The organism is Solibacillus cecembensis (genome assembly GCF_050272495.1).
GTDB classification, from domain to species: Bacteria; Bacillota; Bacilli; order Bacillales_A; family Planococcaceae; genus Solibacillus; species Solibacillus cecembensis.
On record NZ_JBNNMF010000031.1, the window covers coordinates 1 to 24,555 of the forward strand.

At 37.1% G+C, this 24,555-nt stretch carries 26 protein-coding genes and 3 pseudogenes; 9 read left to right on the top strand and 20 right to left on the bottom strand.

Annotated elements, in window-relative coordinates:
* The 3 genes and pseudogenes from ACQKIH_RS20055 to ACQKIH_RS20065 all read left to right on the top strand — a co-directional run.
* Positions 1 to 1,321, top strand: a pseudogene (locus ACQKIH_RS20055) (transposase); the annotation flags it as partial.
* 194 nt (positions 1,322 to 1,515) lie between these two features.
* The gene (locus tag ACQKIH_RS20060) at positions 1,516 to 2,148 is read left to right on the top strand and encodes an SMI1/KNR4 family protein (RefSeq protein ID WP_427768417.1); all 633 of its coding nucleotides are present in this window, start codon (positions 1,516 to 1,518) and stop codon (positions 2,146 to 2,148) included.
* A gap of 173 nt (positions 2,149 to 2,321) precedes the next feature.
* Positions 2,322 to 2,648, top strand: a complete 327-nt coding sequence (locus ACQKIH_RS20065; protein ID WP_427768474.1) for a hypothetical protein — start codon at positions 2,322 to 2,324, stop codon at positions 2,646 to 2,648.
* A 299-nt stretch (positions 2,649 to 2,947) separates the two neighbouring features.
* Here the strand turns inward: ACQKIH_RS20065 and ACQKIH_RS20070 are convergent, their stop codons facing one another.
* From ACQKIH_RS20070 to ACQKIH_RS20100, 7 genes are all read right to left on the bottom strand, one after another.
* Positions 2,948 to 3,367, bottom strand: coding sequence for a YhjD family protein (locus ACQKIH_RS20070; protein ID WP_427768419.1), 420 nt, complete (start codon positions 3,365 to 3,367; stop codon positions 2,948 to 2,950).
* A complete protein-coding gene (locus tag ACQKIH_RS20075; protein WP_427768421.1) occupies positions 3,367 to 3,588 on the bottom strand; it encodes a transcriptional regulator in 222 nt (73 codons plus the stop codon). The genes ACQKIH_RS20070 and ACQKIH_RS20075 overlap by 1 nt, the downstream gene beginning before the upstream one ends.
* 384 nt (positions 3,589 to 3,972) lie before the next feature.
* Positions 3,973 to 4,236 carry a hypothetical protein gene (locus tag ACQKIH_RS20080; protein WP_427768423.1) on the bottom strand — a complete coding sequence of 88 codons (264 nt, stop codon included), beginning with the start codon at positions 4,234 to 4,236 and terminating at the stop codon, positions 3,973 to 3,975.
* Between the two features lie 20 nt (positions 4,237 to 4,256).
* Positions 4,257 to 4,571: a hypothetical protein gene (locus ACQKIH_RS20085; protein WP_427768425.1), complete on the bottom strand. Its 315-nt coding sequence runs from the start codon at positions 4,569 to 4,571 to the stop codon at positions 4,257 to 4,259.
* A gap of 25 nt (positions 4,572 to 4,596) precedes the next feature.
* The gene (locus ACQKIH_RS20090) at positions 4,597 to 5,166 is read right to left on the bottom strand and encodes a phage scaffolding protein (protein ID WP_427768475.1); all 570 of its coding nucleotides are present in this window, start codon (positions 5,164 to 5,166) and stop codon (positions 4,597 to 4,599) included.
* A 117-nt stretch (positions 5,167 to 5,283) separates the two neighbouring features.
* Complete coding sequence (locus tag ACQKIH_RS20095) at positions 5,284 to 5,457, bottom strand: hypothetical protein (RefSeq protein ID WP_160320431.1); 174 nt, start codon at positions 5,455 to 5,457, stop codon at positions 5,284 to 5,286.
* 34 nt (positions 5,458 to 5,491) lie between these two features.
* On the bottom strand, positions 5,492 to 5,743 hold the full coding sequence (locus ACQKIH_RS20100; RefSeq protein WP_427768478.1) for a minor capsid protein: 252 nt from the start codon (positions 5,741 to 5,743) through the stop codon (positions 5,492 to 5,494).
* Between the two features lie 403 nt (positions 5,744 to 6,146).
* On the opposite strand from ACQKIH_RS20100, the gene ACQKIH_RS20105 reads away from it, so the two are divergent.
* Positions 6,147 to 6,326, top strand: a complete 180-nt coding sequence (locus tag ACQKIH_RS20105) for a hypothetical protein (protein ID WP_427768427.1) — start codon at positions 6,147 to 6,149, stop codon at positions 6,324 to 6,326.
* A gap of 69 nt (positions 6,327 to 6,395) precedes the next feature.
* Here ACQKIH_RS20105 and ACQKIH_RS20110 read toward each other — a convergent pair.
* The 4 genes and pseudogenes from ACQKIH_RS20110 to ACQKIH_RS20125 form a co-directional block, all read right to left on the bottom strand.
* A pseudogene (locus tag ACQKIH_RS20110) lies at positions 6,396 to 6,656 on the bottom strand (Holliday junction resolvase RecU).
* A 26-nt stretch (positions 6,657 to 6,682) separates the two neighbouring features.
* Positions 6,683 to 7,010, bottom strand: a pseudogene (locus ACQKIH_RS20115) (phage terminase small subunit-related protein); the annotation flags it as partial.
* Between the two features lie 106 nt (positions 7,011 to 7,116).
* Positions 7,117 to 7,332 carry a hypothetical protein gene (locus ACQKIH_RS20120; protein ID WP_057983385.1) on the bottom strand — a complete coding sequence of 72 codons (216 nt, stop codon included), beginning with the start codon at positions 7,330 to 7,332 and terminating at the stop codon, positions 7,117 to 7,119.
* Between the two features lie 472 nt (positions 7,333 to 7,804).
* The gene (locus ACQKIH_RS20125; RefSeq protein ID WP_427768481.1) at positions 7,805 to 8,038 is read right to left on the bottom strand and encodes a hypothetical protein; all 234 of its coding nucleotides are present in this window, start codon (positions 8,036 to 8,038) and stop codon (positions 7,805 to 7,807) included.
* Here ACQKIH_RS20125 and ACQKIH_RS20130 point away from each other — a divergent pair.
* The 3 genes from ACQKIH_RS20130 (at position 8,004) to ACQKIH_RS20140 (ending at position 11,168) form a co-directional block, all read left to right on the top strand.
* Entirely contained in the window at positions 8,004 to 8,846 is an 843-nt protein-coding gene (locus ACQKIH_RS20130) for a beta-propeller fold lactonase family protein (RefSeq protein WP_427768479.1), read from the top strand. The genes ACQKIH_RS20125 and ACQKIH_RS20130 overlap by 35 nt on opposite strands.
* Before the next feature lie 1,146 nt (positions 8,847 to 9,992).
* The gene (locus ACQKIH_RS20135; RefSeq protein WP_057983383.1) at positions 9,993 to 10,538 is read left to right on the top strand and encodes a DUF7010 family protein; all 546 of its coding nucleotides are present in this window, start codon (positions 9,993 to 9,995) and stop codon (positions 10,536 to 10,538) included.
* A gap of 273 nt (positions 10,539 to 10,811) precedes the next feature.
* Positions 10,812 to 11,168: a gamma-type small acid-soluble spore protein gene (locus ACQKIH_RS20140; RefSeq protein ID WP_427768429.1), complete on the top strand. Its 357-nt coding sequence runs from the start codon at positions 10,812 to 10,814 to the stop codon at positions 11,166 to 11,168.
* Between the two features lie 221 nt (positions 11,169 to 11,389).
* Here the strand turns inward: ACQKIH_RS20140 and ACQKIH_RS20145 are convergent, their stop codons facing one another.
* Complete coding sequence (locus ACQKIH_RS20145; RefSeq protein WP_427768431.1) at positions 11,390 to 11,974, bottom strand: hypothetical protein; 585 nt, start codon at positions 11,972 to 11,974, stop codon at positions 11,390 to 11,392.
* A 663-nt stretch (positions 11,975 to 12,637) separates the two neighbouring features.
* Here ACQKIH_RS20145 and ACQKIH_RS20150 point away from each other — a divergent pair.
* Both ACQKIH_RS20150 and ACQKIH_RS20155 read left to right on the top strand, forming a co-directional pair.
* The gene (locus tag ACQKIH_RS20150; protein WP_057983380.1) at positions 12,638 to 13,003 is read left to right on the top strand and encodes an MmcQ/YjbR family DNA-binding protein; all 366 of its coding nucleotides are present in this window, start codon (positions 12,638 to 12,640) and stop codon (positions 13,001 to 13,003) included.
* A gap of 159 nt (positions 13,004 to 13,162) precedes the next feature.
* Positions 13,163 to 13,693: a GNAT family N-acetyltransferase gene (locus ACQKIH_RS20155; RefSeq protein WP_427768432.1), complete on the top strand. Its 531-nt coding sequence runs from the start codon at positions 13,163 to 13,165 to the stop codon at positions 13,691 to 13,693.
* Positions 13,694 to 13,849: 156 nt separating this feature from the next.
* Here ACQKIH_RS20155 and ACQKIH_RS20160 read toward each other — a convergent pair whose 3' ends face one another.
* From ACQKIH_RS20160 to ACQKIH_RS20195, 8 genes are all read right to left on the bottom strand, one after another.
* Entirely contained in the window at positions 13,850 to 14,689 is an 840-nt protein-coding gene (locus tag ACQKIH_RS20160) for a 3-hydroxyacyl-CoA dehydrogenase family protein (protein WP_427768433.1), read from the bottom strand.
* Between the two features lie 24 nt (positions 14,690 to 14,713).
* Positions 14,714 to 15,901 (bottom strand): acetyl-CoA C-acetyltransferase, encoded by a 1,188-nt coding sequence (locus ACQKIH_RS20165; RefSeq protein ID WP_427768436.1) that lies wholly within the window; start codon positions 15,899 to 15,901, stop codon positions 14,714 to 14,716.
* A 39-nt stretch (positions 15,902 to 15,940) separates the two neighbouring features.
* Positions 15,941 to 17,443, bottom strand: coding sequence for a class I adenylate-forming enzyme family protein (locus ACQKIH_RS20170; protein WP_427768439.1), 1,503 nt, complete (start codon positions 17,441 to 17,443; stop codon positions 15,941 to 15,943).
* Between the two features lie 13 nt (positions 17,444 to 17,456).
* On the bottom strand, positions 17,457 to 18,041 hold the full coding sequence (locus tag ACQKIH_RS20175; protein WP_427768442.1) for a TetR-type transcription factor C-terminal domain-containing protein: 585 nt from the start codon (positions 18,039 to 18,041) through the stop codon (positions 17,457 to 17,459).
* 10 nt (positions 18,042 to 18,051) lie between these two features.
* Positions 18,052 to 19,200 (bottom strand): acyl-CoA dehydrogenase family protein, encoded by a 1,149-nt coding sequence (locus ACQKIH_RS20180; protein WP_427768444.1) that lies wholly within the window; start codon positions 19,198 to 19,200, stop codon positions 18,052 to 18,054.
* Positions 19,201 to 19,748: 548 nt separating this feature from the next.
* Positions 19,749 to 20,639 carry an alpha/beta fold hydrolase gene (locus ACQKIH_RS20185; protein ID WP_427768446.1) on the bottom strand — a complete coding sequence of 297 codons (891 nt, stop codon included), beginning with the start codon at positions 20,637 to 20,639 and terminating at the stop codon, positions 19,749 to 19,751.
* 49 nt (positions 20,640 to 20,688) lie between these two features.
* Entirely contained in the window at positions 20,689 to 21,276 is a 588-nt protein-coding gene (locus ACQKIH_RS20190) for a helix-turn-helix domain-containing protein (protein ID WP_427768448.1), read from the bottom strand.
* 124 nt (positions 21,277 to 21,400) lie between these two features.
* A complete protein-coding gene (locus ACQKIH_RS20195) occupies positions 21,401 to 24,496 on the bottom strand; it encodes an efflux RND transporter permease subunit (RefSeq protein WP_057983370.1) in 3,096 nt (1,031 codons plus the stop codon).
* Between the last annotated feature and the right edge of the window lie 59 nt (positions 24,497 to 24,555).

Sequence of the window (24,555 nt, forward strand, 5' to 3'; positions counted from 1 at the left end):
CAAGAATTATACGAAATGGAAAGTTCGCACCGATTTGATGCGATTTTCGCCACTTTCGACGTACAACCAATCTTTCAACTCTTTTCGAAAAAGTCATTGCGTGGGGCTCCACGTGAATGTAACTACGGTGCCATGATTCAATCCCTCATCATTCGCATTGTAGAACGTATTCCTACAATAAAGGATTTAATTAAACGTTTAGTCAATGATCCTTTATTCCATTTGGATTGCGGTTTTCTATTCTCAGATGCCGTTCCATCTGAGGCATCTTATTCACGTATGATTCGCGTGATTAGTGAATCAGATGTGATGGATTACATGCAGGATGAACTCATTCAAACAGCCTTTACTGAAGGTTTTTTTGATGATGAGCACCTTGGTTTTGACGCAACACATTTTGAATCTCGTGATGCCTCTAAGCCTTCTGAAAAAAAAGGAAGTCATGCCATCCAAAAAGCTTGGACGTAAATCAAAAGAAGAACACGCTACCTGGCTCGCCGAACAAGTAGAAATCGAAGCGAAACAAAAGACTTATGAAAAGAAGCTAGAGGCGCAATTAACCATCCCACTCAATACGCTTTGGCAAGACATTCCCATAAAGCCAAACTGGGGCATCAAGAAAAATAGTGATGGTAAAAAAACGTTCTGGTATGGATTTAAGGGTCATCTAGTTGTGTCCACAAAAAGCCAATATATCGTAGCTCGCCTGATGTCTTCAGGCAACTTAAGTGATAGTAAAGCGGCGATTCCGTTACTCAAAAAGGTAGCGCAATTTGTACCGAACCATTTTACAACCGCGATTTTTGATGCAGGTTATGATTACGAACCTATTTATCGCCAAGCACTTGATCAAACCATGCGTGTCATCATTCCTTATAATGTCCGTCGAGAAGGCGAAGTGATCGGTTTTGACCAGCATTTCCGACCAACATGTGTGCGTGAACATAGCTACTGTTACGATAGCTTTGACGAAAAATATCGTACACTCAAATTCACACGTCCAAAGGAATGTGAAACATGTCCATTAAGAAAAGATACGCTCTGTCAAAAAGTATACAAAATCAAGTGCGAAACGGATATTCGCAAGTACACGTATCCAGCAAGAGGTTCAGAATACTGGAAAAATCTCTATAAAGAACGCACTGCCGTTGAAAAAGTAAATGCCTATTTAAAGCAATTCTTTCAATTAAAAAATGTCCGTCACAGAACAGGTAGAAAAGCAAAGTTACATTTCAACCTGGTGACGTTTGTTTATAATGCCTGCAAATTAGCAATCGATCGCATTAATGCACAATTACAAGAGCAACAGGAAGCTGCATAATTTTTTTAAAACGTAAGTTTTACACAGGAGAAGTCTAAGCTCTAAAAAAAGATGATTTATGAAATTGATTCAACTATAAAGATTGTGAAATAATGTACTTAAACTAACGAAGCAAGTTAGTTCAATAATAAATGTTAAAATCAAATTAATTCAAAAAGCTATTCGGGAAAATAGATGTACTTTAGGAGGATAAAATGGACTTTTCAAATTTGATCATCGGCATGGTTAACAAAGGTGTTAGCAAGAAAAAAGTCTGCGAAGTTGAGCTAGAGATAGGATTTTCCTTACCTGAAGTATTTAAGATTCTCCTTCGATATGCAGATGGATTTATTACAGACGAAGGAGTTCATATTTATGGGACACAAGAGATTATTGAACGTAATTTAACTTATGAAGTGTTTGAATACGCACCAGGTTATATCGCTATTGGTGATGATAGTGGTGGTAGGGTTCTACTAATGAGACAAGAACCCAATAAAGTAGAGATTCTAATTGTTGACTCTGGAGATATGAACCCTAAAAATGCTTCATTAATTTCAACAGATATAATTCAATGGATTAAAAGTGGACTAAACATTAATACAAACGAAAAGACAGATGTTAATTGGTCTTATAACTGTAAAGTAGTTGTAGTGAATACTCTTGACGGAGGAATTAAGGATTTAATTAGAATAAAGAGTATTTTTGGACTTAATATTCCCACTTCTGAATTAATTAAAGGTTTAAAGAGTCTTCCTTATGTACTTATAGAAGAATACCCTTATGGTAAAGCAAAAAAACTAATTGAGAAATTGGGAAATCTTAATCTAGAAATTGAGCTCCTTTAGCTTATTCAACCCCTATGAAAGAACGTCATAAACTTTCATTCTCTGTGGTGTGGCGCGGGTTTTCCGCTACATGTATGGCTAACGGAGCAGTTTAATGCAATAAATAATTGGGGTAGTTTTGAAATTTTGGTATAAATAGATTATAGTTGGTATTAAATACCGATATTGATGAGGTGAGCCAATTGAGTAAAAGTAAGTTATTCGTAATCTTTGTATTATTCATTTTTATAGGAGTATTTGCAGCAGGTTTTTATACTCTTAGTGATGTTCTAATTGAAAAAACAGTTAAAATTGACGTACAAAACATTATAGAGAAAGACGGTAAAAACTATCTTTTAATTGATGAACGTGAGTTGTTATTATCAAAGGATTTTTACGATAAAATTGAATTAGAAAAATACAATGAATACAAAATTAAGTATGTTTATAATCGATTGAAAAAAAATGATGGTGAAGTCGTGGTGCTTAAAAGATATGGTGAACAGCCTTGGGGAAAATAACCGAGTGTAAGACTTGAAGTTTAATAAATAAATTGTCTGTCACTTTTCTTATTCAGCTAAAGGTATGCTTTCGTGCAACAAGGATTTATAACATATACATAAATAAACATAATAACGTTCCCAAATGAAAGCTTGGGAATCGTCCATCAAGCCACAAATGTTGTTAAAAACAACGTTTCGTGGCTTTTTGGTTGAACATTGTTTATACGATATTTTATGCACTTTCTTCAAAAGTCAGTTATAGCAATATCTTAGTGTTATTCGGGACACAGCTGCACGATCGACTTTAATGAATAAAATCATGTATATTTCTTAACATTGTAAATCCGCATAAATCTGACGCTATCCCTATAAATAAAGTAACATAAACAATTGCTTGTTAAACTCAAAAGCATATTTTCCACATGTGTTTTAATTGCTCGGTTAGCGTAACGTATAGTTATATCTTCACCAGCTGTCGCTACTATCACATCACTAAAATGCTCGTCAATTTTAACCCATTTTACAACACGAATTTTATCTTTAGCCAGAAGACGTTTAGCGTTAAGATATTCATTTCGTACGCTTGTTAATAAGTTATCTATAATCGGTAAATAGATTGCTTTCATTTTCATTTGTTCAGTTTGTTCCATCTTATTATAGTCTGTTTGAAGTGATTGAACTGCTAAATCTAATACTAAGTACTCGTGTACTAGTTGGCGTTGTTCGATACTTAACATTAGATAACAGCCCCTTCTTTATAAACGACCGGAGCAATGGCTAACGCGTTATCGATAATAAAAGTACGTTTAGCTTGTTTCAAGAAACAATATGCTTGAAATTTATCTCCAACCAATTTGATGATCTTAATACGACGTTTTGAAATAGAACTATCTTTAGATATATACATTAAATCGATTAATTGATTTCGTTGCATCACTTTTATTAATTGCTCTTTCATCTTCTGCACCCTCAATAAGAACGTTTGTTTGTGTTTATAATAGAACAAACGTTTCTGTTTTGGCAAGTGTAAAATAAAAAATACCAGCTCGGCTAATTTAGCTTTGCTGGTCATTATCATTTATTCGTCCCTGTTACATTTAAAAACATTGATTCTGTTGTTAACAGTGACATTTATGTTCATAATTGTTGGTATGATACATGCTAATATCAAAAGTAAAGTTGTTAGTTTTTTCATTATTAGCTCCTTATCTAAATAAAAAGTCTTATTCTACTCAACTATTACTTCTTCATAAAGAAACGATTATCCTTTTAATCTACATTATTTTATAAAATGATAAAAAAAAACGATGCCTCTAGATCTAGCTTGGTCTTTGTCAATTATTTAGCTGTACGATACACATAAGCAAATGTAAGCAGCTTCAAGTGCTTGTTCACCGAATTCAACAGAACCAATTTCCGCTTCTTTATCAAAAGCATGAATTTTAGAAGCAACAGGAAGATTGCTCTCACCTACTAAATATTCAAATTCAAGTGTGTCGTGCTTCACTTCTGGGAATAGCGTTTCACCTAAGAATGGCGTGATTTTACGCTCCTTTAAATAACTATGAACTGTTTTATGGGCAAATAACTCTAAAATATCTGGCATATTAATTTTCCACCTTTCAATTAACGAAATTTAATTTCTTTTAATGCAGTTTTTGCTTCTTCTGTTGGAGCCGTGTGCATACGAGCTTCTAAGATATAAGCCTCTACAATTAGCGCTCCTGGTTGCGGGCCATGTGTTACATCTACATCGTTATGCAAAATACCTTTTGCTGTTGCATCGTTTGCAGGTAACACAGTACCAGCTCGTACAATTTTCTTTCCGTTGGCATCTGTAGCTAGACCAGTATCACTCACTAATGTTGTAAATGATTGCACCTTTGAAGATACTAAAAAGTTAATTCGGTTATAATTTGCTACACCTTTTACATATGGCATGTGTATGCCCTACCTTTAATTAATTTTATTCCCAAGGATTCGGCGCATCTGAACCGACAGCACCTTTTTCGTTGAATTGTTTAGCAAATGCACTTCCTGCATCTAACTCACCACCTGTGCCATTGTCACCACCGGCAGGAATCCACCCTTTAATTTCAAGCTTCTTTTCTTCTTTTTCAGGAACAAACAAAAAGGACTTTGATTCTTGTAATGTTTTACGTTGCTCATCCAGTCCCTTTGTGATATTCCCTTTTTCATCTAGCTCAATTTGTTCTTTGTCGATAAGGCCTAAAACTAAGTCAACATCATGCACTTTACCTGTAAGAGTTAATTTTAAAGCAGTAGATAAGCGCTCGTCTTTTAGCTGTTTGGCATGATCTAATTTCGATTGCGCATTTTCTTGCTGTAGGTTAGTGATTTTCTCTTGAAGTCCTGGAGCATCTACATCCTTTAAACCTTCAAGTTGCGTGTCACGGTCCGCGATGGTATCGTTCGCTATTTGGAGCTCATTGACTGTATTGTCAAAATCGCTTTGTAGCAACGTCTGACCGTAACCATCTAATACTGCTTGCGTGTAAGTCCTAGCGCAATTAATTGTTCTTTCGTCATTGTAATAGCCTCCTTAGTGGGATTAATAAAGTTCGTTCTTTAATGTCTACAAACAAAAGACATAATAAAAAGCCACTCTATTTAAATGAGTGACTTTGGATAATTATTTTTCGATAATATCTTTGCTCAATATGCATTTAACCTTGTCTCTTGGTACGGTAAGCAATACATTTCCTTTTTCATCATAAAGGAAGTATGACCCTTCTTTTATTTCAATCAGATTCACCGATTTTACCTTATATGGTTTGAAGTCGTTTAAATGTACAATATAATCCATAATTAGGTTCACCCCCAATAATATATATCACATTCTATGACACGAGCTTTTCTTCCCATTCCGGAAATTTAATATTGCTATCAATATTATAAATCTTGCGGTCTTTTCCACGTGCAGCACGTTGAGATAAATCGAACTCATCATCGAAAAACGGACAAGTAGTGGTACGGCAATAGGGATGAAAAGGATTAGCTGTTATACCCGGTTCAAAATCAGCCAATTTGAAAACCTTTCCATCCATCGACTGACAAATGTCGCTCGTCTTACTGTCCAACGTAGCAATGATTTCGTAGCGTTCAACATCTAATTCATTAAATGCATCCCTGTGGCTTTTATTTTTCTATTAATAATATAGGTACACGGCTATTTCAGTTAACTCTCAAATCATAGTATATAGTGTAAAGTGATTTAACTTTACCAACCTCTTCTTCATTACCTTAAAGGGTCACTTTTAAATAAGTGATCCTTTTAATAATTTCATTAATACTATTACATATATTTCCCCATGATCGCCCAAGCTCGATGGCATGTTTTATCACAACAATACTGGCTAAGTGCTATATCACGCCTAACCAAGATAACTTCCTTCCCCGACACATTTTGATTTCATATGAAGAATATATTGATAATATAAAATTATTAAGGGAGTGGACTCATTGTTAAATGCTATCGATAGTCTATTTAATGTTTTGAAATTTGGCATATATACATTAATTGCGGTTGAAACATATTTCCAGTTTGTACTCGCAGAACATAATACATTAAGTGATGTAATCAATAGCGATATTTTTATTTTTGTCATAATTGCTGCTATTCTTGAGTCATTACATAATCTACATGATCTGTTTTTTAATCGTCTAAAGCGATAATTCCACTAGGGCAAGGTGTCCTCCGATATTGGCTATACAGCCTCCAAATAATGCAGCACATACCCATCTTTACTTTTCACCTCTTGTGCAATCGATTTTCTCCCACCCGCATTCGTGCTCTGATAGATTATCAAGCGGGAAATTAGTTAACGCCGTCTGTTTTGCATCAAAAATAATTGATTTGCCGTTATAAATACCTGATTAATCCACCTATGTTGGTTTTTCGAAATGTCCCGTCACTCTATTCCCTGTTGTTTTTAATGGTTTAAATGGTGTAGGAACTTTGCGGATATCTGCAACACCAGCATTACGATATTTATTGTTGGCCATATCGATGACGTTCTCTAGGAACGCACCATTATCCGCTGAGTACGAATAATTGCAGCATATTGTATTTGGATTGATCCCAAATTAAATCGGCGGGAGAACGCTCATTCATCGCTTCCATGATTTCTAACGTTTCTTCTGGTAGGAATTTAGCGAAAAAACCATGTGTGGTAGCGTTCTGATTTTGCTTAGGTGCACCGTGCCCCTCGTTCGTTTAGTAACTTGGTTCTTCCACTTACGAATTTGGGAATCAGATAGATCTAATTGTTCTGCAATATCTTTCAGGAGCATTTGCCCCTTGCTTTCGAGCCATATTTGAAACGCTTCATCACGCTTCGTATTTCTCGGTCTAGCCATACCTCATAAACACCACCTCCAGGCCATTTGTTTGTTTTGTAATCACCTCATTGTGCTAGTTGCTACGCAAAATAAAAAACACCCAGAAGGATGTTTAGTTTGATAATTAATATAAATGCTTTAAAGATTCTAATGGACTTGTAGCTAATATTTTTCTAACCGTTTTGTCAATCGCTTCTTCTTCAGTAAAACCAAAATCAAATCCGAAATGATCTGGGTACTGCAAATAATTCACAGTCGCTCTGTATTTACCGAAAAACAGTTCTTCCTTTATTACTATAACTTCAAAGTCATGACCGTATAGATGCATTTGTTTTTTCATTCAATATCCCCCCACACAATCATAAATCAAATGGGAATCTATTACACTGAAATCATTGAAACTATCCTTGCGTAGACTTTTGGTTGATCTCTTTTTGATGCAAAAGTATTTTCGGTTTTTTCCACAAGTCTCCTAACCACTTTTTTGGTAACATCACCCAATCCTTATCACTTCTTAATAATATGTATCGTCTAAATTTAAAAACTAAATCCTTATTCCAATACCTCTCTTTACCAAATATAAATATATGATTTCAACTTAATATAGTTAGAAAGATATTTCTATAAAAAAACACTTGCAAACACAATAATTTGGGAATAAAACAATCTACTTGGAAACTAATTTAATCAACCACTCGACACTTATCAGAAGTATTTGATTTAGGTAATTCATACAAGAAACTTAAAAATATTTGCATATAGTATTAATATATTAAAGAAAGGAAGACCAAAATGGAGAAAGATATTAAATTTTATAAAAGGTTTAAGTTTAAATCAAACCCAAATTGTCGTTGTCGTTGTTGTTGTTGTTGTTGTTGTTGTAAGTGTGAGTGTGGGTGTTGTCTGTGTTTTTGTACAGAGCCATTTTTACCTATACCACCAAATTGTAATTTTCTCGTATATGTTACAGACGCTGGACAGTTAGATACTCCTGATAATAGAGTTTCAGTAATTGATACAGCGACAAATACTATTGTCGCAACCATTCCAGTTGGAACTGGTCCACTAGAAGTAGCGATTTCACCAAATGGAACACTTGGTTATGTTCCAGCTTTCTTATCGAATAATGTAACAGTTTTTAGTACTGCAACTAACACTCCAATCGCTACCATTCCGGTAGGAGTTAATCCTCTTGGTGTTGCGGTTTCACCAAATGGAGTACTTGCTTATGTATCAAATCATGGATCTAACACTATATCAGTCATAAATACTGCAACTAATACCGTATCTGCTACTATTCCAGTAGGCCTCCAACCCCAAGGTATCGCTTTTACTCCGAACGGTGCGTTTGCTTACGTTGCAAACGAAAATTCAGGTACAGTATCAGTCATAAATACAGCAACTAATACCGTGGTTAATACAATCATTGTGGGATTGCGCCCAAGATCAATCGTTTTCACTCCGAGCGGACAATTTGCTTACGTAACAAACGAAAATAATGGCACAGTATCTGTCATTGATGTAGCAACAAACGCAGTCATTAATACAATCCCTGTTGGAGCAGGACCTGTTGGAACAGCAATTACACCTGATGGAACACGTGTCTACATTGTAAATAAAGGCGGTAATACTGTATCAGTCATAAATACAGGAACAAATACGGTAATCGCTACAATCCCTGTAGGATTATCTCCTGACCAAGTAACTATCTTGCCTGATGGAACATTTGCATATGTCACAAATCAAGCTGACAATACTGTGTCTGTCATAAAAATAGCAACCAATATGGTCGTTGCTACAATCCCAGGATTTAACGGTCCTACGGGTATAAAAACAGGTTCAATCTGCCAATAAAAGATTAACTTTATATATTAAGGAGTTGATTTCTTAATCCAGAGTTCTTGGGGTCAAGGGGTTCAAACAATAAAAAACAGGCACCACCCCAGATTTGGTCTTATTGTATCAAACAATTAACCCAAGCCGAATGAAGTAAACACCTCATAACTAATACATCTGATAATGTCTCATTGGGATAGCATAATAAAAGCCCCTCGATTTCTGATGGGGCTTTACATTCACCTATTGGAAGTCCTCATAATAAAGGGCTATATAGCTAAAAGTGAGTGGTCCACTTCCCTAAATATTTCAGCCAAACTTTTCAAAATTCAAAAATGTAAAAAATACACTTCCGCATCTCATCGATGTTATTACTCCCTATTGTTATGGTTGTTTGTGGAATAATTTACAAAATGGTTTTTGAAAAACTCTTGCCCCAAAAGATATTCAATTTTTTCCTTGGTCCAATTACATTACTAGGTTTCTTTGTATGGGCGATACCTATGAATATGGGATTCTATGAATTTTTCCGTTCGATACTTTAGAGAACTTCAAACATACTTACTATAATTGATCTGTATAGTTATGCTGATTTGGGTGGGAGCTCAGGTCTTTTTTTTGTTCCAATTGCTTGTTATCTATCGTTCACCAACTAAATCGCCAATATTTTTTTACATCGAGAATAAAAAATACTCAACCACTTCAAATTTCACAATAGCCTAATAATTCCGGAATTAAATTAATGAATTATGCGCAAGTTGGTACTTTGATTTTGACTAGCACTAGCACTTAATTAAGCGGTACTATACTTTTTTTAATCGGTTGCAGCTATAGAAATTCAGATGAAATTGCAAAATAGATTAACCATTATTTTCTGAGTGAACCCAAAGAGTGTACGTTTATTTTTTACGACATTGACTAGCTTCTTCAAATGCTTGTCTTGAATTCGTTTATATCTTCTTTTTTACGAAATAATATATTTCTTTTAATCCTTAAAGTAGTTCAGTAGTCTACTTCTGCGGCTTTGTTGTCCTTTAACTTCCGCATAGTTTATACGAAAAGTTCATTAAATCTAGGCATTTTATTTAAATAGTTATAGTAAATATAGTAAAATATTGGTATGGTATTAGGAAGATTATAGTAATTTAATAAAGGGGTTAATTTATGAGTAAAACACTTGAGAATTTACAAAAGGAAGTCATATTTGAAACCAAGAAAGGATTTCCCATTTTACTGTCTGGAGCTATTATCTTTTTAATTTTCACCCTAATGCCATTAGTTTTTCCAATAGAAGTTGTGCAATTAATATGGATATTTGGCTTAGGTGCTATTTTTCCTTTTGGAATTCTGATTAGTAAAATGCTTGGTGTTAATATTAACGCTACTGGCAATCCATTAGGTACTTTAATCGGGATAGTTGCGGCTCCTCAAGCGTTTTATATACCTGTATTTATTATTGTATATATGAATATACCGGAATACCTACCCTTCACAATCGGTTTACTTGCAGGCTCTCATTTTCTTCCTTACATGTGGATTTATAAAAGTAAAGCTTATTTATTTGTGACTTTGGGAGCCTGTTTTTCTGCTCTAATCTTAGGTGGCTTCTTTGTCGATCATGCATTCACGCTTGTACCTTTAGCTATTTCTATCGTGTATGGACTAGGTGTGCTGTTCATTCAAAGAGAGCTTAAAGTTAATCTTGTTTAAAATCACCTTTTAATAGGTGATTTTTTTTTTGAAGAAACTATATCTACTACACGTTTAGGTCAATTGTAGCAAACTAAATCCCCTCCAAATAATACAGTGTGTGCCCTTGTTTTGGCTTAACTGCAGAACACTCATTCACAAAAGCTTCCCAAGTCTTTTTAGCATTTCAATTGTTTTAAGTATTGGTGTATACTTAAAACAATTTTTCAAATTAAAAAATTTTAAGGATAATAAAAAAACTTCTGAACAGACTAAATTCGGGAGGTGAAATACATGCAAAATAATAACAACAACGAATATGTTAAACAAATCAGACAAAAAATCCAGCAAGCAGAAGCGAACAAAAATCAAGCTTCTGGTCGTTTTGCAACTCCGAATGCCATGAACTCAATGAACGAAGAATTCGGCATGGAGACCGATGTTAACCAAGTCAAACAACAACTTCAACAAGCAGAAGCGAATAAAAATCAAGCTTCTGGACAATTTGGAACTTCGAATGCAATGAATGAAGAATTCGGAAGTGAGACGGACGTTAACCAAGTCAAACAACAACTCCAACAAGCAGAAGCAAACAAAAATCAAGCTTCTGGACAGTTTGCAAATAATGCGAACGAAAACGAAACAAATTAAGTTAATCCATCCTAAACCGGCAAACATTTTTTTGCCGGTTTTTTTTACATATCCCCCGCTTACCCACTGCCATAAATAAAAAAGTTGCAATGTGAGACGCATCAAGAATCTACTTTGCGGGTAGTTACCTGTTTCGAATGCGCTCACGGTGCACCATAAAAGCCCTCCACGGTTCGTTTGCGGAAGGCATAGAAAAAAGTGTCCATTAGAAAAATCTCATTTTACTCAATAAATTTAGAAATCTCTTCGTGGTTAAAAATGTCTTTTCTTAATTTTTGTAACTTGTCATTTTCCTGAATCATTTTTTGTTCTACTTTATCTTTGCCGTCTAAATTAAATTTCCCTTCATGAGCAGATGCAATACCATGCTGTCCCCACTTTTCGGTCCAGCCGAGAAACAGTAAATATTTATTCCCTTGTTCCATTTTTGTATAGTCGCCATAAAAGACATCGTATTTACCAGGTGATAGTCCTTTCTCCATTATATAATAAGGCTCCCTAATATCGATTATCTTTTGGCCGAGTTCATTGTTTCCTTTAATGAGCTGAGAGATTTTTATTTTGCTTACATGGTGACCGTCTGGATAACCGCCTCCATAAGGTGTCAATACATTTTCAGGTTCATCAACTAACTCCGCAATAACGACTAGATCGCTTCCATTAAGGCGTTCTTCATAATTATCATATGAAGCCATCATGCCGCCATGAATGTTTTTTGTTTCTACTATATATTGATCAGCAACAAAATAAATACTGATGGCAAGCCCTAGCGTTATAGAAAATCCGATAACCATTCTTTTTTTCAATTTCAATTCCCTCGTTTACATCAGATATAGTTGCTTTGAAAAAGTTTCTACAATAATAAATAACCTTTACATCTGCCCTAATTGTTTTCCTGCGATTTGATAAACTTCAAGGAAACTTTTTGATTCCATCACTCAAATAATTCCTCATCCGCAATTTCATCTGGATTAATCGCATCATATTGCGCTTTTACCTCAGCTGACATCATTTCATTAAGCCCATAGGTAACATCATTTTGACCTGCAGCTAAAATACGAGCTTCAATTGTAATACCTTTAATACCTCTAACTCATTGTATATACGTTCATATTTTTCGTAGCCCATTGATTCGCCACTATTCACTTTAATTCATTATATAACACGGAATAAGTTGCTTAAAACATTCTTAAGCTAAAGTGTTTATTATTTTGTTATTCGCCTTTTTATTTGAAACGCCATTTGCCCTTTTAAGATTTAGCAGTCCTTGGTTTATCATTATTTGTGGTATGGCTTTTACGTTGACGTATTTAAAGTACAAGGAAAATTTTAGGGGAACAGTGTGACATCAACTTCCTCATACCAATTAAAGTCGCAATTTTCACTATAATATTAGTGAAATTCATAACTTATTGATTATAATGAATGTAATCGAATTCGAGTTTCGAATTATAAAAGGAGTTTGTTAAATGGAAAAATCTAAACTTCAATCTTTTTGTCTCACACTACCTGGAACAACACATGATTACCAAGTAGACTGGCAAGCGGATCGTTATCATGTTGGCGGAAAGATGTTTGCAATGATGGGAGGAGATGTTGACAGGAAGCCTATCATCACTTTAAAATGTGACCCCGCTCGTGCGGAAGAATTACGAGAAACTTATCCAGGTATTATTCCAGGTTATTATATGAATAAGACGCACTGGAACTCTATTTATTTAGATTCAGATTTATCCGATGATATGATAGAAAATCTAATTCTTCATTCGTATCAGCTAGTTTTTGAAAAACTAACAAAGAAAGTTCAAAATCAAATTGATCCTAAATTTTCATAGGCGCTTCCTCAAATAGTAACGTGGCTAAGGGTATTTGCTAATGACCCTATAATTTGTTACTCTTGGTTTTATTAAACGATACAGCTTTGAAGGGACTGAATTATGCGCAGATAGCGATATTTTTAATCTAATCGATCAAAAATATTGGAGGAAAAAGAAATGATAAAAGAACTAAACACTGAAAGAATGTATTTAAGAAGAATGGAAGTTTCACACTCACCTAGCTTGTTTAAAATTTGGTCTGATCCAGATGTAACGAAATTCATGAATATTTCTAGCTTTACACAAGAAGTTCAAGCAAAAGAAATGATTGAACTTTTTGAAGGTTTGGCTCAGACGAATGAAGCAATTCGGTTCAGCATGATTGAACGAAAATCCAACGAAATAATAGGTACGTGTGGGTTCAATTTTATAGACTTTGAGAATGCTAAGGCTGAAATTGGCTATGACCTAGCTAAAGCCTATTGGGGCATGGGGTATGCTCCAGAAGGTATAAGTGCATTGTTTACTTATGCATTCGAAACTTTGAAACTAAATAGAATCGAAGCAAAGGTAGAACCTGCGAATGTGAATTCTATCAAGGTTTTACAAAAACTTAATTTCACATTTGAAGGAACTTTTAGACAGTACGAAATATCTAAAGGGAACTTTATTGACATTAATATGTATTCGCGATTAAGAACAGATTGATATCGAATTACTAGGCTTATATCTTTAGTGTGAGCATACTACCTTTTTTCAAATTACAACCTACAACAATCAACTGCCAATCAATCACTACACAAAAAGCTTATTGGAATCAGAAACGCCCTGTCCAATAAGCTTTTTGATAAATTATTTTCACCACTAACTATAGCGATAAAACCCTTGCCCTGTTTTTCGTCCATAATGCCCTGCACGTACGAGCTTTTTCAACGATTGTGGAATGCGATATTTCGAATCCCCGGTTTCATTTAGCAGTGTCTCTTGAACATACAGTAACGTATCCAAGCCGATCATATCCGCAAGCTTTAACGGGCCAATTGGTTGATTTGTCCCTAAAACCATCCCTTTATCAATATCTTCAGCGGTTGCAATACCTTCATCTAAGACAAAAATCGCTTCACTAATCATCGGTACGAGTATGCGATTGACAACGAATAATGGTGCATCGGTCACCGTAATACTTTCTTTCCCTATTTGCGTTGCTAATTGTTGAACAAAGGCGATTGTTTCATCTGAAGTGGATTCCCCACGAATCACTTCGACGAGCTTCATGACCGGAACTGGATTAAAGAAATGCATACCGCACACACGATCAGGACGCGTAGTTGCAGCTGCAATTTCTGTAATTGAGTAACTGGAAGTATTGGATGCAAAAATCGTCTTTTGCGCACAAATTTCATCTAACTCTTTGAAAATCGCCTTTTTCATTTCCATATTTTCAATAATCGCTTCTACAATTAAATCCGTATCTGCTAATGCATTCTTTTCGGTAGTAAACTGAATACGTTGGAGAATTTCATTGCCACTTTGCATGCTGTCATGCTTTTTTAACACTCTTTCAATATTTACAGCAATGACTTCACGTGCTCTCGTTATTGCCTCCTCATTAAGGTCACTAAGTATGACATCATATCCTGCCATGGCAAATGTTTGGGCGATGCCATTTCCCATGATGCCTGACCCGATAACTCCTATTTTCAAGCTCTCTCACCTACCTTCAATTGACTAGTTTTCTGTATGTTCAATGACCACTGCAATCCCTTGTCCACCACCGATACAAAGACTTGCGACTGCATATTTTCCATTGCGACGTTTTAGTTCATAGGCCGCTGACAATAATACCCGTGCGCCACTTGCACCTACAGGATGGCCAAGCGCAATTGCTCCACCATGGATATTTGTTTTGGAACGATTTAATCCAAGTTCTTTTTCAACTGCTAAAAATTGCGCGGCGAACGCTTCATTTACTTCAAATACATCAATATCGTCAATTGTCAGGTTCGCTCGTTCCAATGCTTGTTTGATAGCTGGCACAGGACCAATGCCCATAATTGTTGGATCGACGCCAACTACACCCCAAGAAACAATGCGTGCTAAAGGTTTTAATCCGTGATTTTGCACGGCATCTTCACCGGCTATAACAATGGATGCCGCGCCATCATTAATTCCCGAAGCATTACCAGCTGTCACGGTTCCATCTTGTTTAAATGCAGGTCGAAGTTTCGCCATTCCTTCTGCATTTACTTGTGGTTTAATATGTTCATCTTTATCTATCAGGATAGTCCCTTTTCGTGTTTTTACTTCTACCGGCACAATTTCTTCTGCAAATATTCCGTCTTGCTGTGCTTGTGCGGCACGTTGATTGGATTCAATGGCAAACGCATCTTGTTCTTCACGGGAAATCTCATACTGTTCAGCTAATTTTTCCGCTGTTAGCCCCATACCGCTTCCTGTATATTGATCAGTTAACGTCGATTGCAGCATGTCTTGAAATTTCAATGCACCCATTTTTGCCCCGCCGAATCGTTGTTCAAAGTTCGCATATGGCGATTGTGACATATTTTCTGCCCCACCCGCTAACACAATTTGTGCTTCACCAAGTAAGATGTGCTGCGCGCCTGTTACAATGGCTTGCATCCCTGAACCACATAATCGATTCAATGTTAAAGCGGGAACTTCTTGTGGTACACCTGCATGAAGCCCGATATGACGCGCCAAGTACGATGCACTTTCACTACTATGAATGACATTTCCGTAAATGACATGATCTACTTGATTCGGTTGTATATTGGCACGCTTCATTGCTTCAACCGCTGTCGCTGCGCCAAGTTCTGTAGCCCCTACACTCGAAAAAGACCCTCCAAATGCAGTAAATGCTGTTCTTGCTCCGTCGATTATATATACATTAGTCATTGTTTAATGTTCCTCCTTTTTTGAATCAATCACTTTACCTCACACACCAACATCCTCTTTCGGGCCCAATGTATGCTTCAACACTTTCCCCGAAGCATTTCTCGGTAATTCATTCAGGAATTCTACTTCCATTGGCACTTTATATTTCGCGATTTGCGTTCCTAGGTAGTCCTTCACTTGTGCTTCAGTTATCGTTTTTCCTTCCTTCAAAACCGCATATGCTTTAGGTACTTCCCCGTACACTGGATGCGGTACACCGACTACTGCCGCTTCTAATAGTTCAGGAATTTGATAGAGTACTTCTTCCACTTCAACGGGGTAAACATTTTCCCCGCCTCGTATAATCATGTCTTTTTTGCGGTCGACAATATACAGAAGCCCATCCTCGTCGAATCGCCCTAAATCACCTGAGTATAGCCAGCCGTCTTTAATCGCGCGTGCTGTTTCTTCTTCATTTTTTAAATAGCCTTTCATGACTTGAGCACCTTTTACGACGATTTCTCCAACTTGTCCAATAGGTAGTGAATTGCCGTACTCATCGACTACCCGTACTTCCGTTTGTGGAAGTGGTTCACCGACTGAGCCGATTTTACTTAGTGCATAATGGTCTTTTAGAGAAGAAGCAGCAGGTGCATTTTCCGTTTGACCATACAAGTTTTGTACTTTAATATTTGGGAAGGTTTCTTTTAATTTCTTCAAAATTTCGTAAGGCATTGGAGCCGCGCCATAACCGAATAAACGCAATGTTGGAAGCTCAATTTCCTTTATATGCGGCAAATTCAACAGGATTGTATACATGGCTGGAACACCGAAAAACATCGTCGGCTCTGCATTTTGTAAAAGTGCTAATGTTTTGTCAGTAGAAAAGGCCTCTTCAATAATAATTGTGCCCCCTTTATACGTGACTGGGACAACGAATACATGCGCTGCTGCACAATGGAATAATGGCGTGGACACAAGCATCCGATCATTTTCCGTAATATCCATTACTTCGGACCAAACTTCCCCAGCTGCAATGATATTTCGATGCGTCAACATAACTCCTTTTGGTTTTCCAGTTGTTCCAGATGTGTACATAATAACGGACGTATCATGCTCCCCTAATGGCACAGGTGAAAAGTGAAGTGATTCATCTTCAAGAATTTTTCCAAGCTGATCATCCCCACCGATTGCCAGCTTTTCATGGAAGACATGCTGCGTTTCGTTAATGATATTTTCAATTCGTACATCATAAATAAGTGACTTTGCTTCTGAATGATTGAAAATATATTCCACCTCAGGGGCAGCGAGCTTCGTATTGACGGGCATAACGGAAAATCCACCTAATTGCAGACCGAAATAGCATACTAAAAATATATCTGTGTTTAATGAATAAAGCGCAATAATATCTTCCTTCTCATAGCCTTTTGATTGAAAGTAAGCCGCAACTCTTTTCGCCTTTTCATAAAATGAATCATACGTCCACTCACGTCCGTTATAAGAAGTAAACACCTTGTCCGGTTGATTTTTCGCATAATTTCCGAATAATTCAGGTAGTAACATAGTAATCTCCCCTTTATTTCAATAATTTAATAACATAGTCTGCAAAATGCTGTTTGAGCTCTTCCTTTGCCATTCTCCCAGTCGCGCTATACCATTGTTGAATCCAATTCATCGCGCCAAGTATGATCATTCGGACAATAATCGGCTCTTTCACATGAAATTCCCCTACAGCGACACCCTTTTCAATCGCTTGGTCAAACAAACTAGAGTAATGTTTACGTAATTTCAGCACAGGTTCAATTTGTTCTGGATTAAACATTTGTTTTGGCTCGATAATCATGTTGAATGTTTCTTTTTCCTCCACCGCATAGTTGATATGTGTGGCGACCATTTTCCGAAGAATTTTTTCCGCGGTGCCCTCCCCTTGTAACTCTTCCTCAAGCTCCCCAGTTGCTTGCGCGAGCACAAGTTTATGACATTGGTACATTAAATCGCCTTTATTTTTAAAGTAATAATATAATGAGCCCTTCGTCATCAACATTTCTGCCGCAATTTCTTCCATTGTTGCACCGTCATAACCTCTCCGATTAACAATAGTAATGGCGGATAATAAAATTTGTTCTTTTTTCTTTAAGATTTTTTTCTCAGAGAGTTTCATTTTCAACCTCCTAAGACAGTATTTTTTTTGCGATAATGCCTTTCATAATTTCGGTTGTCCCGGCGTAAATAGACGTTACGGAAATATCGCGATACCTACGAGCAATTTCATATTCCTCCATATAGCCATAACCACCGTGGAGTTGAAGGCATTCGGCTGCTACTCGTTTCGCCATTTCACTAATCCACCATTTGGCCATCGATACTTCCTTGACGATATCCTCGCCATGTATATGTTTTTCGGTCAGAGTATTCACATAGGTTCTGCCCATGTCAATTTCTGTCGCCATTTCAGCAAGTTTAAATTGTGTATTTTGAAAATCGGCAATGCGGCTACCGAAAGCTTTCCGTTCTTTCACATAATCAATTGTCAGTTTCAGCATTTCTTCTGCCTCTACTTGAACTTGAAGCGCTACGACAAGACGTTCTTGCTGCAGTTTTTCCATTAAGTAATAAAAGCCTTTTCCTTCTTCACCGAGCAAGTTTTCGACAGGTACTTTTACATCTTCAAAAATAAGCTCTGCTGTATCCCCGGAATGCATGCCAATTTTATTTAACTTTTTCCCTCGTTTGAACCCTGCTGTACCATTCTCAACAATGAGCAAACTAATTCCACGGTACGCTGGTTGTGCATGGGGATCTGTTTTACAAACAACAACGACGTAATCTGCGTGCATGCCATTTGTAATGAATGTTTTTTCTCCGTTTAAAATATAGTGATTCCCGTCTTTACGTGCATTTGTTTTAATACCTGCTAAATCCGAACCAGCACCAGGCTCTGTCATGGCGATTGCGGATATATATTCACCTGTAACGCTCTTTGGTAGCCACTTTTGTTTTTGTTGCTCCGTGCCATACGCTGAGATGTAAGGGCTTACAATATCGGAATGCAAACAGATTCCACTCGCTAAACCAACCCCTACTCTTTCTAATTCTTCGGTTAAAATCATAGAGTAAGAGAAATCAAGTCCCAAACCACCATACTGTTCGTCCACCCAAGGAAGTAAGAAGCCATTTTCACCTAGCTTTAACCAAAATTCACGTGGGATATCACGTTTTTCTTCCCATTTTTCGTAATATGGATACGCTTCTTTTTGGAGCATTTTTTGAAGTGCTTCCCGAAACATCTCATGCTCTTTTGTTAGAAAATTTGCTTTCATATATTATTAATCCTCCTTAACATCTAAAATCTATTTTCTGTAAATTCTGAATTAATTTTTATTTTAGCTGTCTATTTTCCAAATTGCAACACTTTTTTAAACGCTGTTCAATTTTTAATCTATGTTCAAACTTTGAATGGTATTCATAATAAAAATTAGATATTTCAGCTCCTCATTAAAATGTGTGCTTGACTATATTGCGCGTCTTGCTATGGGAGACGGCGAATTCTTCAATAGATTTTCCTGTTTTCCTGCAGTAACTAGCCAATTTTAAGCGTTACTCGCCAAAATATATCGTAAACTAGCCGAATTGGGGGAGTAACTAGCCAAACCACGTTTTTTTCGCCAAATTTCTTCATTAACTAGCCCATTTCTCTGCCCTAATAAAGATTCCAATGTAATTCATCCTAATAAAGAGTTAATGAGAAACACAAATAGCCTTGTTAGATTGTTCTAACAAGGCTATTTTAACTTTTCTTGGAACGCTACATCCCTTCTCCTGCGGGATACCGTGAAACTCTAGCTAGTTGCTATTCCGGTAGCGCGTGTCAGTTCCGACGAGCCGTTCGCTCTATGCCATCAGCGATTACTTTGTACAGTTGGTGCGGCAGGTCATGCCCCATTCCCTCAACCAACATGAGCTCGGCGCCGGGGATGGCAGAAGCCGTGTCCTCGCCACACGCTGGGTCGATTAGGGGATCATCCACCCCATGAATGACAAGTACTGGTACTTTTATAGTCGCAAGCCGCGGACGCCGGTCACCGGCGACAGCCATAGCAGCTATTTGTCGTCCGACACTACCAGGAACGTAGGCTCTCTGGACTTCCTCAAGAATGAGCGTCCGATAAGCATCCTCTTCAAACGGATAACCGGTGCCGGCGATGCGTTTGGCAAAAGAGAGCTTGTGCGCCAAAAATCCTGCTTCATCCTCAAAGGGGTTCGGCGCCGGTTTAGTCATCATCGCCATGATTTCTGGGGACGTTTGCGGAAGTGCGGGATTACCGGTACTGGACATAATGGATGTAAGTGATAAAACCCGTTCAGGATACTCACTAGCTACAATTTGAGCAATCATTCCACCCATCGACCTACCAATAAAGTGAGCTTGGTCAATTGATAGTGCGTCGAGCAGTCCGATAGCATCTTTGGCCATGTCATGGAGAGTATAAGGTATATCAGGTTGCTGTCCTGACATAAGAGCAAACGATAGTGAGTTAAAATCCAGTGTCGGATAATGGCTAAAGTGCGACGAGCAACCTACATCACGATTGTCAAAGCGAATGACGCGAAAGCCCCGCGCTACTAATATCTTACAAAATGAATCCGACCATCTAATCATCTGTGTTCCAAGACCGGCAATTAGGAGAATAGCTTTGTCATTTTCGTTACCGAAACTGTCATAGGCCAAATCTACGTCGTTAATTTTTAGGATGTTCATAATTATGTTCTCCATCTTTTATTTTATTTTTACATATAATGGGCGAATGCTATCGAATATACTGATAAAACAACCCATCATTCGTATCGTACCATAACATTTGACCAAGTTTTTTCTTCGGTAGTCTTACGTTCAAACCCCATTCAGGGTATTGTTTGATCAATTGAATTTGTTCGCCTGTCGCAAAGGCTACAAACGAAATATAATGTTCCTTTGTCATTGGATGTTCGCTGGAAATGAACCATTCATTGTCAATCATCTCAACGTTTAATTTTTCAGCATCTGTTGCCTTTTTTGCTTCAAGTGGTTCAAGCTTTCTTCCGCAGCATGACACCGTAAAATTCCCTGTTGCAAGCCCAATGTTCGTGCAATTCGGACATACATAATAAAGTGATTTTTTCATATTTCCTCCTACGATTTCATTCATTGTGACTTCCCCATCTAATAAATCTTCAATGGGTACTTCTAGGAGGGCTGATAATTGCGGTAACAACGTAATATCTGGACAACCATACCCGCGCTCCCATTTCGAAATGGTGCGGTCGGAAAGATGCATTTCATCTGCTAGTTGTTTTTGAGTCAGCCCTTTTTCCTTCCGCAATTGATAGATCAGCTTACCAATTTTTTCATTATCCACGTGTAATCCCTCCTACTGCTTCTATCATAATGTACCTTAAATCGCATGACAACAAACGCTCCGTAGAGTTTTATTCAAAAAAACAGCCTGCGAATAAATATATTCACAGGCTGCTCATTAACTCTTAGTTATCTTTTACATCTTTACGATTTTTCTTCAGCATTTTTGATAATAGTTCATACACAATTGGTACGACAATTAACGTTAATACTGTCGAAGATATTAAACCACCGATTACTGTGATCGCTAAATCTTGTGAAATTAAACCACCACCAGCACCGCCAAATGCCATTGGAAGCATAGCCCCAATTGTCGCGATTGCTGTCATTAAAATCGGTCGTAATCGCGTTGCGCCCGCTTCTAAAATCGCATCACGCATGTTCATACCAGCTTGCTCCATATGAATAATGCGGTCGACGAGTACAATCGCATTCGTCACGACAATACCAATTAACATGAGTAGCCCCATTAATACAGAAACCGAAATCGTTTGACCTGATGCCCATAAGCCAACCCATGAACCGATTACCGCGAATGGTAATGAGAACAGAATGGCAAATGGTGCTAAGCCCTCACCGAATGTTACAACTAAAATGAAGTAAACAATAGCAATAGCTGCTACCATAGCTAACGCAAGCTGTGTGAAAGTTTCAGCCATATCCGCTGCAACCCCACCAACACCTGTTGTTACGCCTTTTGGTAAATCTAAGTCAGCCATTTTTTTATCGGCAGCCGAAGTGGCTTTTGAAATATCTTTATCTGTAATTGTACCTGTAACCGTCGCAAAGAATTCACCTTTTTGACGTGATAAAGAAGTTAATGTTGTGCCTTCTTCTACTTTTACTAACTCACCAAGAGTCATTGTAGTACCCATTGCTGTTTGGACTGGTGTTTTTAATAATTCATCAATCGAAGCTGCACTTGTTTTTGCATCACGTTGTACAACAACATTAATGTCTTCACCGTTACTTTCTACTGTTGTTAACACTTCTTTTGACGTATCCGCTTGTAATGCCATTAAAATTTGAGCTGTTGTTAAACCATATTGTAAAACGTCTTGTTGATCCACTTTTAACACATGTTCAACATATGGGTTTGAAGCATTTGATTTAATGTCCTCTAAACCTTTAATCCCTTGTAATGCGCCCTCTACTTGCGAAACCGCTGTACGTAATTTATCTAAATCTTCACTGTAAAGCGTGTAGCTTACTTCATTAGAAGACATGCCACCCATTCCGAAGTTTTGCGTTTTCCACTCACCCGATTGACCGATGTTGAAAATATAGTCTTCTACTTCCTTTTTCGCTTTTGTGAATTTTTCAGCTGGCATTTCTGGGTCGAAAATTAAGAACATTAATCCGCTACCAGCACTGCCGCCCATCATCATAGCAGATGGATCTGTTGATGCTTCTGTTGTCACAGATAATTGAATAATATCAATATCGTCACGTTTTAATAATTCTTTTTCAACCGTTTCAATATTCGCTAATGTATTATCAATTAGTTCACCTGTGCCTGGCGCATAAGTTAAATACATCGTCTTCTCTTCTTGTGAGCCCATGAAGCTAAAGCCAATTAATGGTGTTAGCATTAATGATCCAACAAGCATTGCCACGGCAACAATTGAAGTAATCCATTTATGATTTAAACATTTTTCTAGGAAGTTACGGTAAGCAATCGCTAATTTCCCAACTTCTTTATGCTGACTTTCTTCTTTTACCCCGTAAATTTTCTTGCGGAATAAGAAGTGCGAAAGTGCTGGTACGATTGTAACTGCAACGATTAATGACGCAAATAATGCAAATGTCATTGTTAAGGCAAATGGCATGAATAATTCACTTACCATACCACCAACAAAAATAAGTGGTGCGAATACAGCTACTGTTACTAATGTTGAAGAAAAGATTGGTTTGAACATTTCAATCGTTGCTTCACGAATTAGTGCGCGCCCTTGGAGTTTTTCATCTTTCAAATGCATACGTCGGTAAATATTTTCGACGACGACGATGGAGTCATCAATAACACGACCAATCGCGACCGTGATGGCACCGAGCGTCATAATATTTAACGTAATATCTAACCAGTTTAGTAATAGTAATGCCATAAATACTGAAACTGGAATCGAAATAATCGAAATAATAGTAGATTTAAAGTCACGTAGGAATAATAAAATAATTAGGATCGCAATTAAGCCACCAAATACTGCTTTCTCAATCATTGTGAAAACAGAATCCTCAATCGGCTTTCCTTGGTCAAGTGAAATATCCACTTGTAAACCTTTGATTAATTTTTCTTCATCTTTAATTAACTCTTTCACAGCATTTACAACCGTCACCGTATTGGCATCTTGCCCTTTTACGATTTGAATCGCAATCGCGTCTTTACCGTTTGTACGTGAAACAGATTGCACTTTACCAACTGTTTTAATGTCAGCAATATCCCCTAATTTCACGAACGGTTCTGGATTTGCTGCAGATGGTGTAACAGGAATAAGCATTTCTTTTAAGTCTTCCATTGTTTTGAACTTACCATCAATTGCAACGGCTTGTTCTCCATCTTTAAATTCATATAAACCTAGTGAAATAGCTAAATCACTTGCTTGAATCATTTGTTTCACGGAATCCTCTGTTAAACCAAGGTCTGCCATTTTCTTTTCATCATATGTGAAGGCAACTTCTTCAATATGTTGACCAGTAATCGATGCAGATGCTACCCCGTCAATTTTATTGATTTTTGGTAGAATTATATCTTCCACTGTCGATGTTAACTCAACAATATTTTCTTCTGTGCTGCTGATTGATAGCGCAACAACAGGCATCATGTTCATACTAATCGCCATAACTGTTGGCTTCTGTACATCTTTAGGTAATGTAATATTATCTAACGCCGACTCTAATTGGCGCTTCTTTTCATCCATATCTACGCCGTACTCATATTCTACTTGAACTTGAGATACGTTTGACGAAGAAGTTGAGTACACACCCTTTACGTCTTCTAAACTTTCAATTGCTTTTTCAAATGGTACGGAAACATCATCCATTACCTGTTCTGGTGTTGCACCAGGATAAACGCCCATTACGATTAAGAATGGGATTGAAATATCTGGAATGGATTCCATTTTCATACGCGTTGCAGAATAAATTCCTGAAAACGTGATGATTAACGTCAATAACCATACCGCCAATTTATTCTTTATGACAAAATTCACTAAACCGTTCACTGTTCCACCTTACCTTTCTTGACTTACTAACATTACCATTTTATAATAATGACTAATCG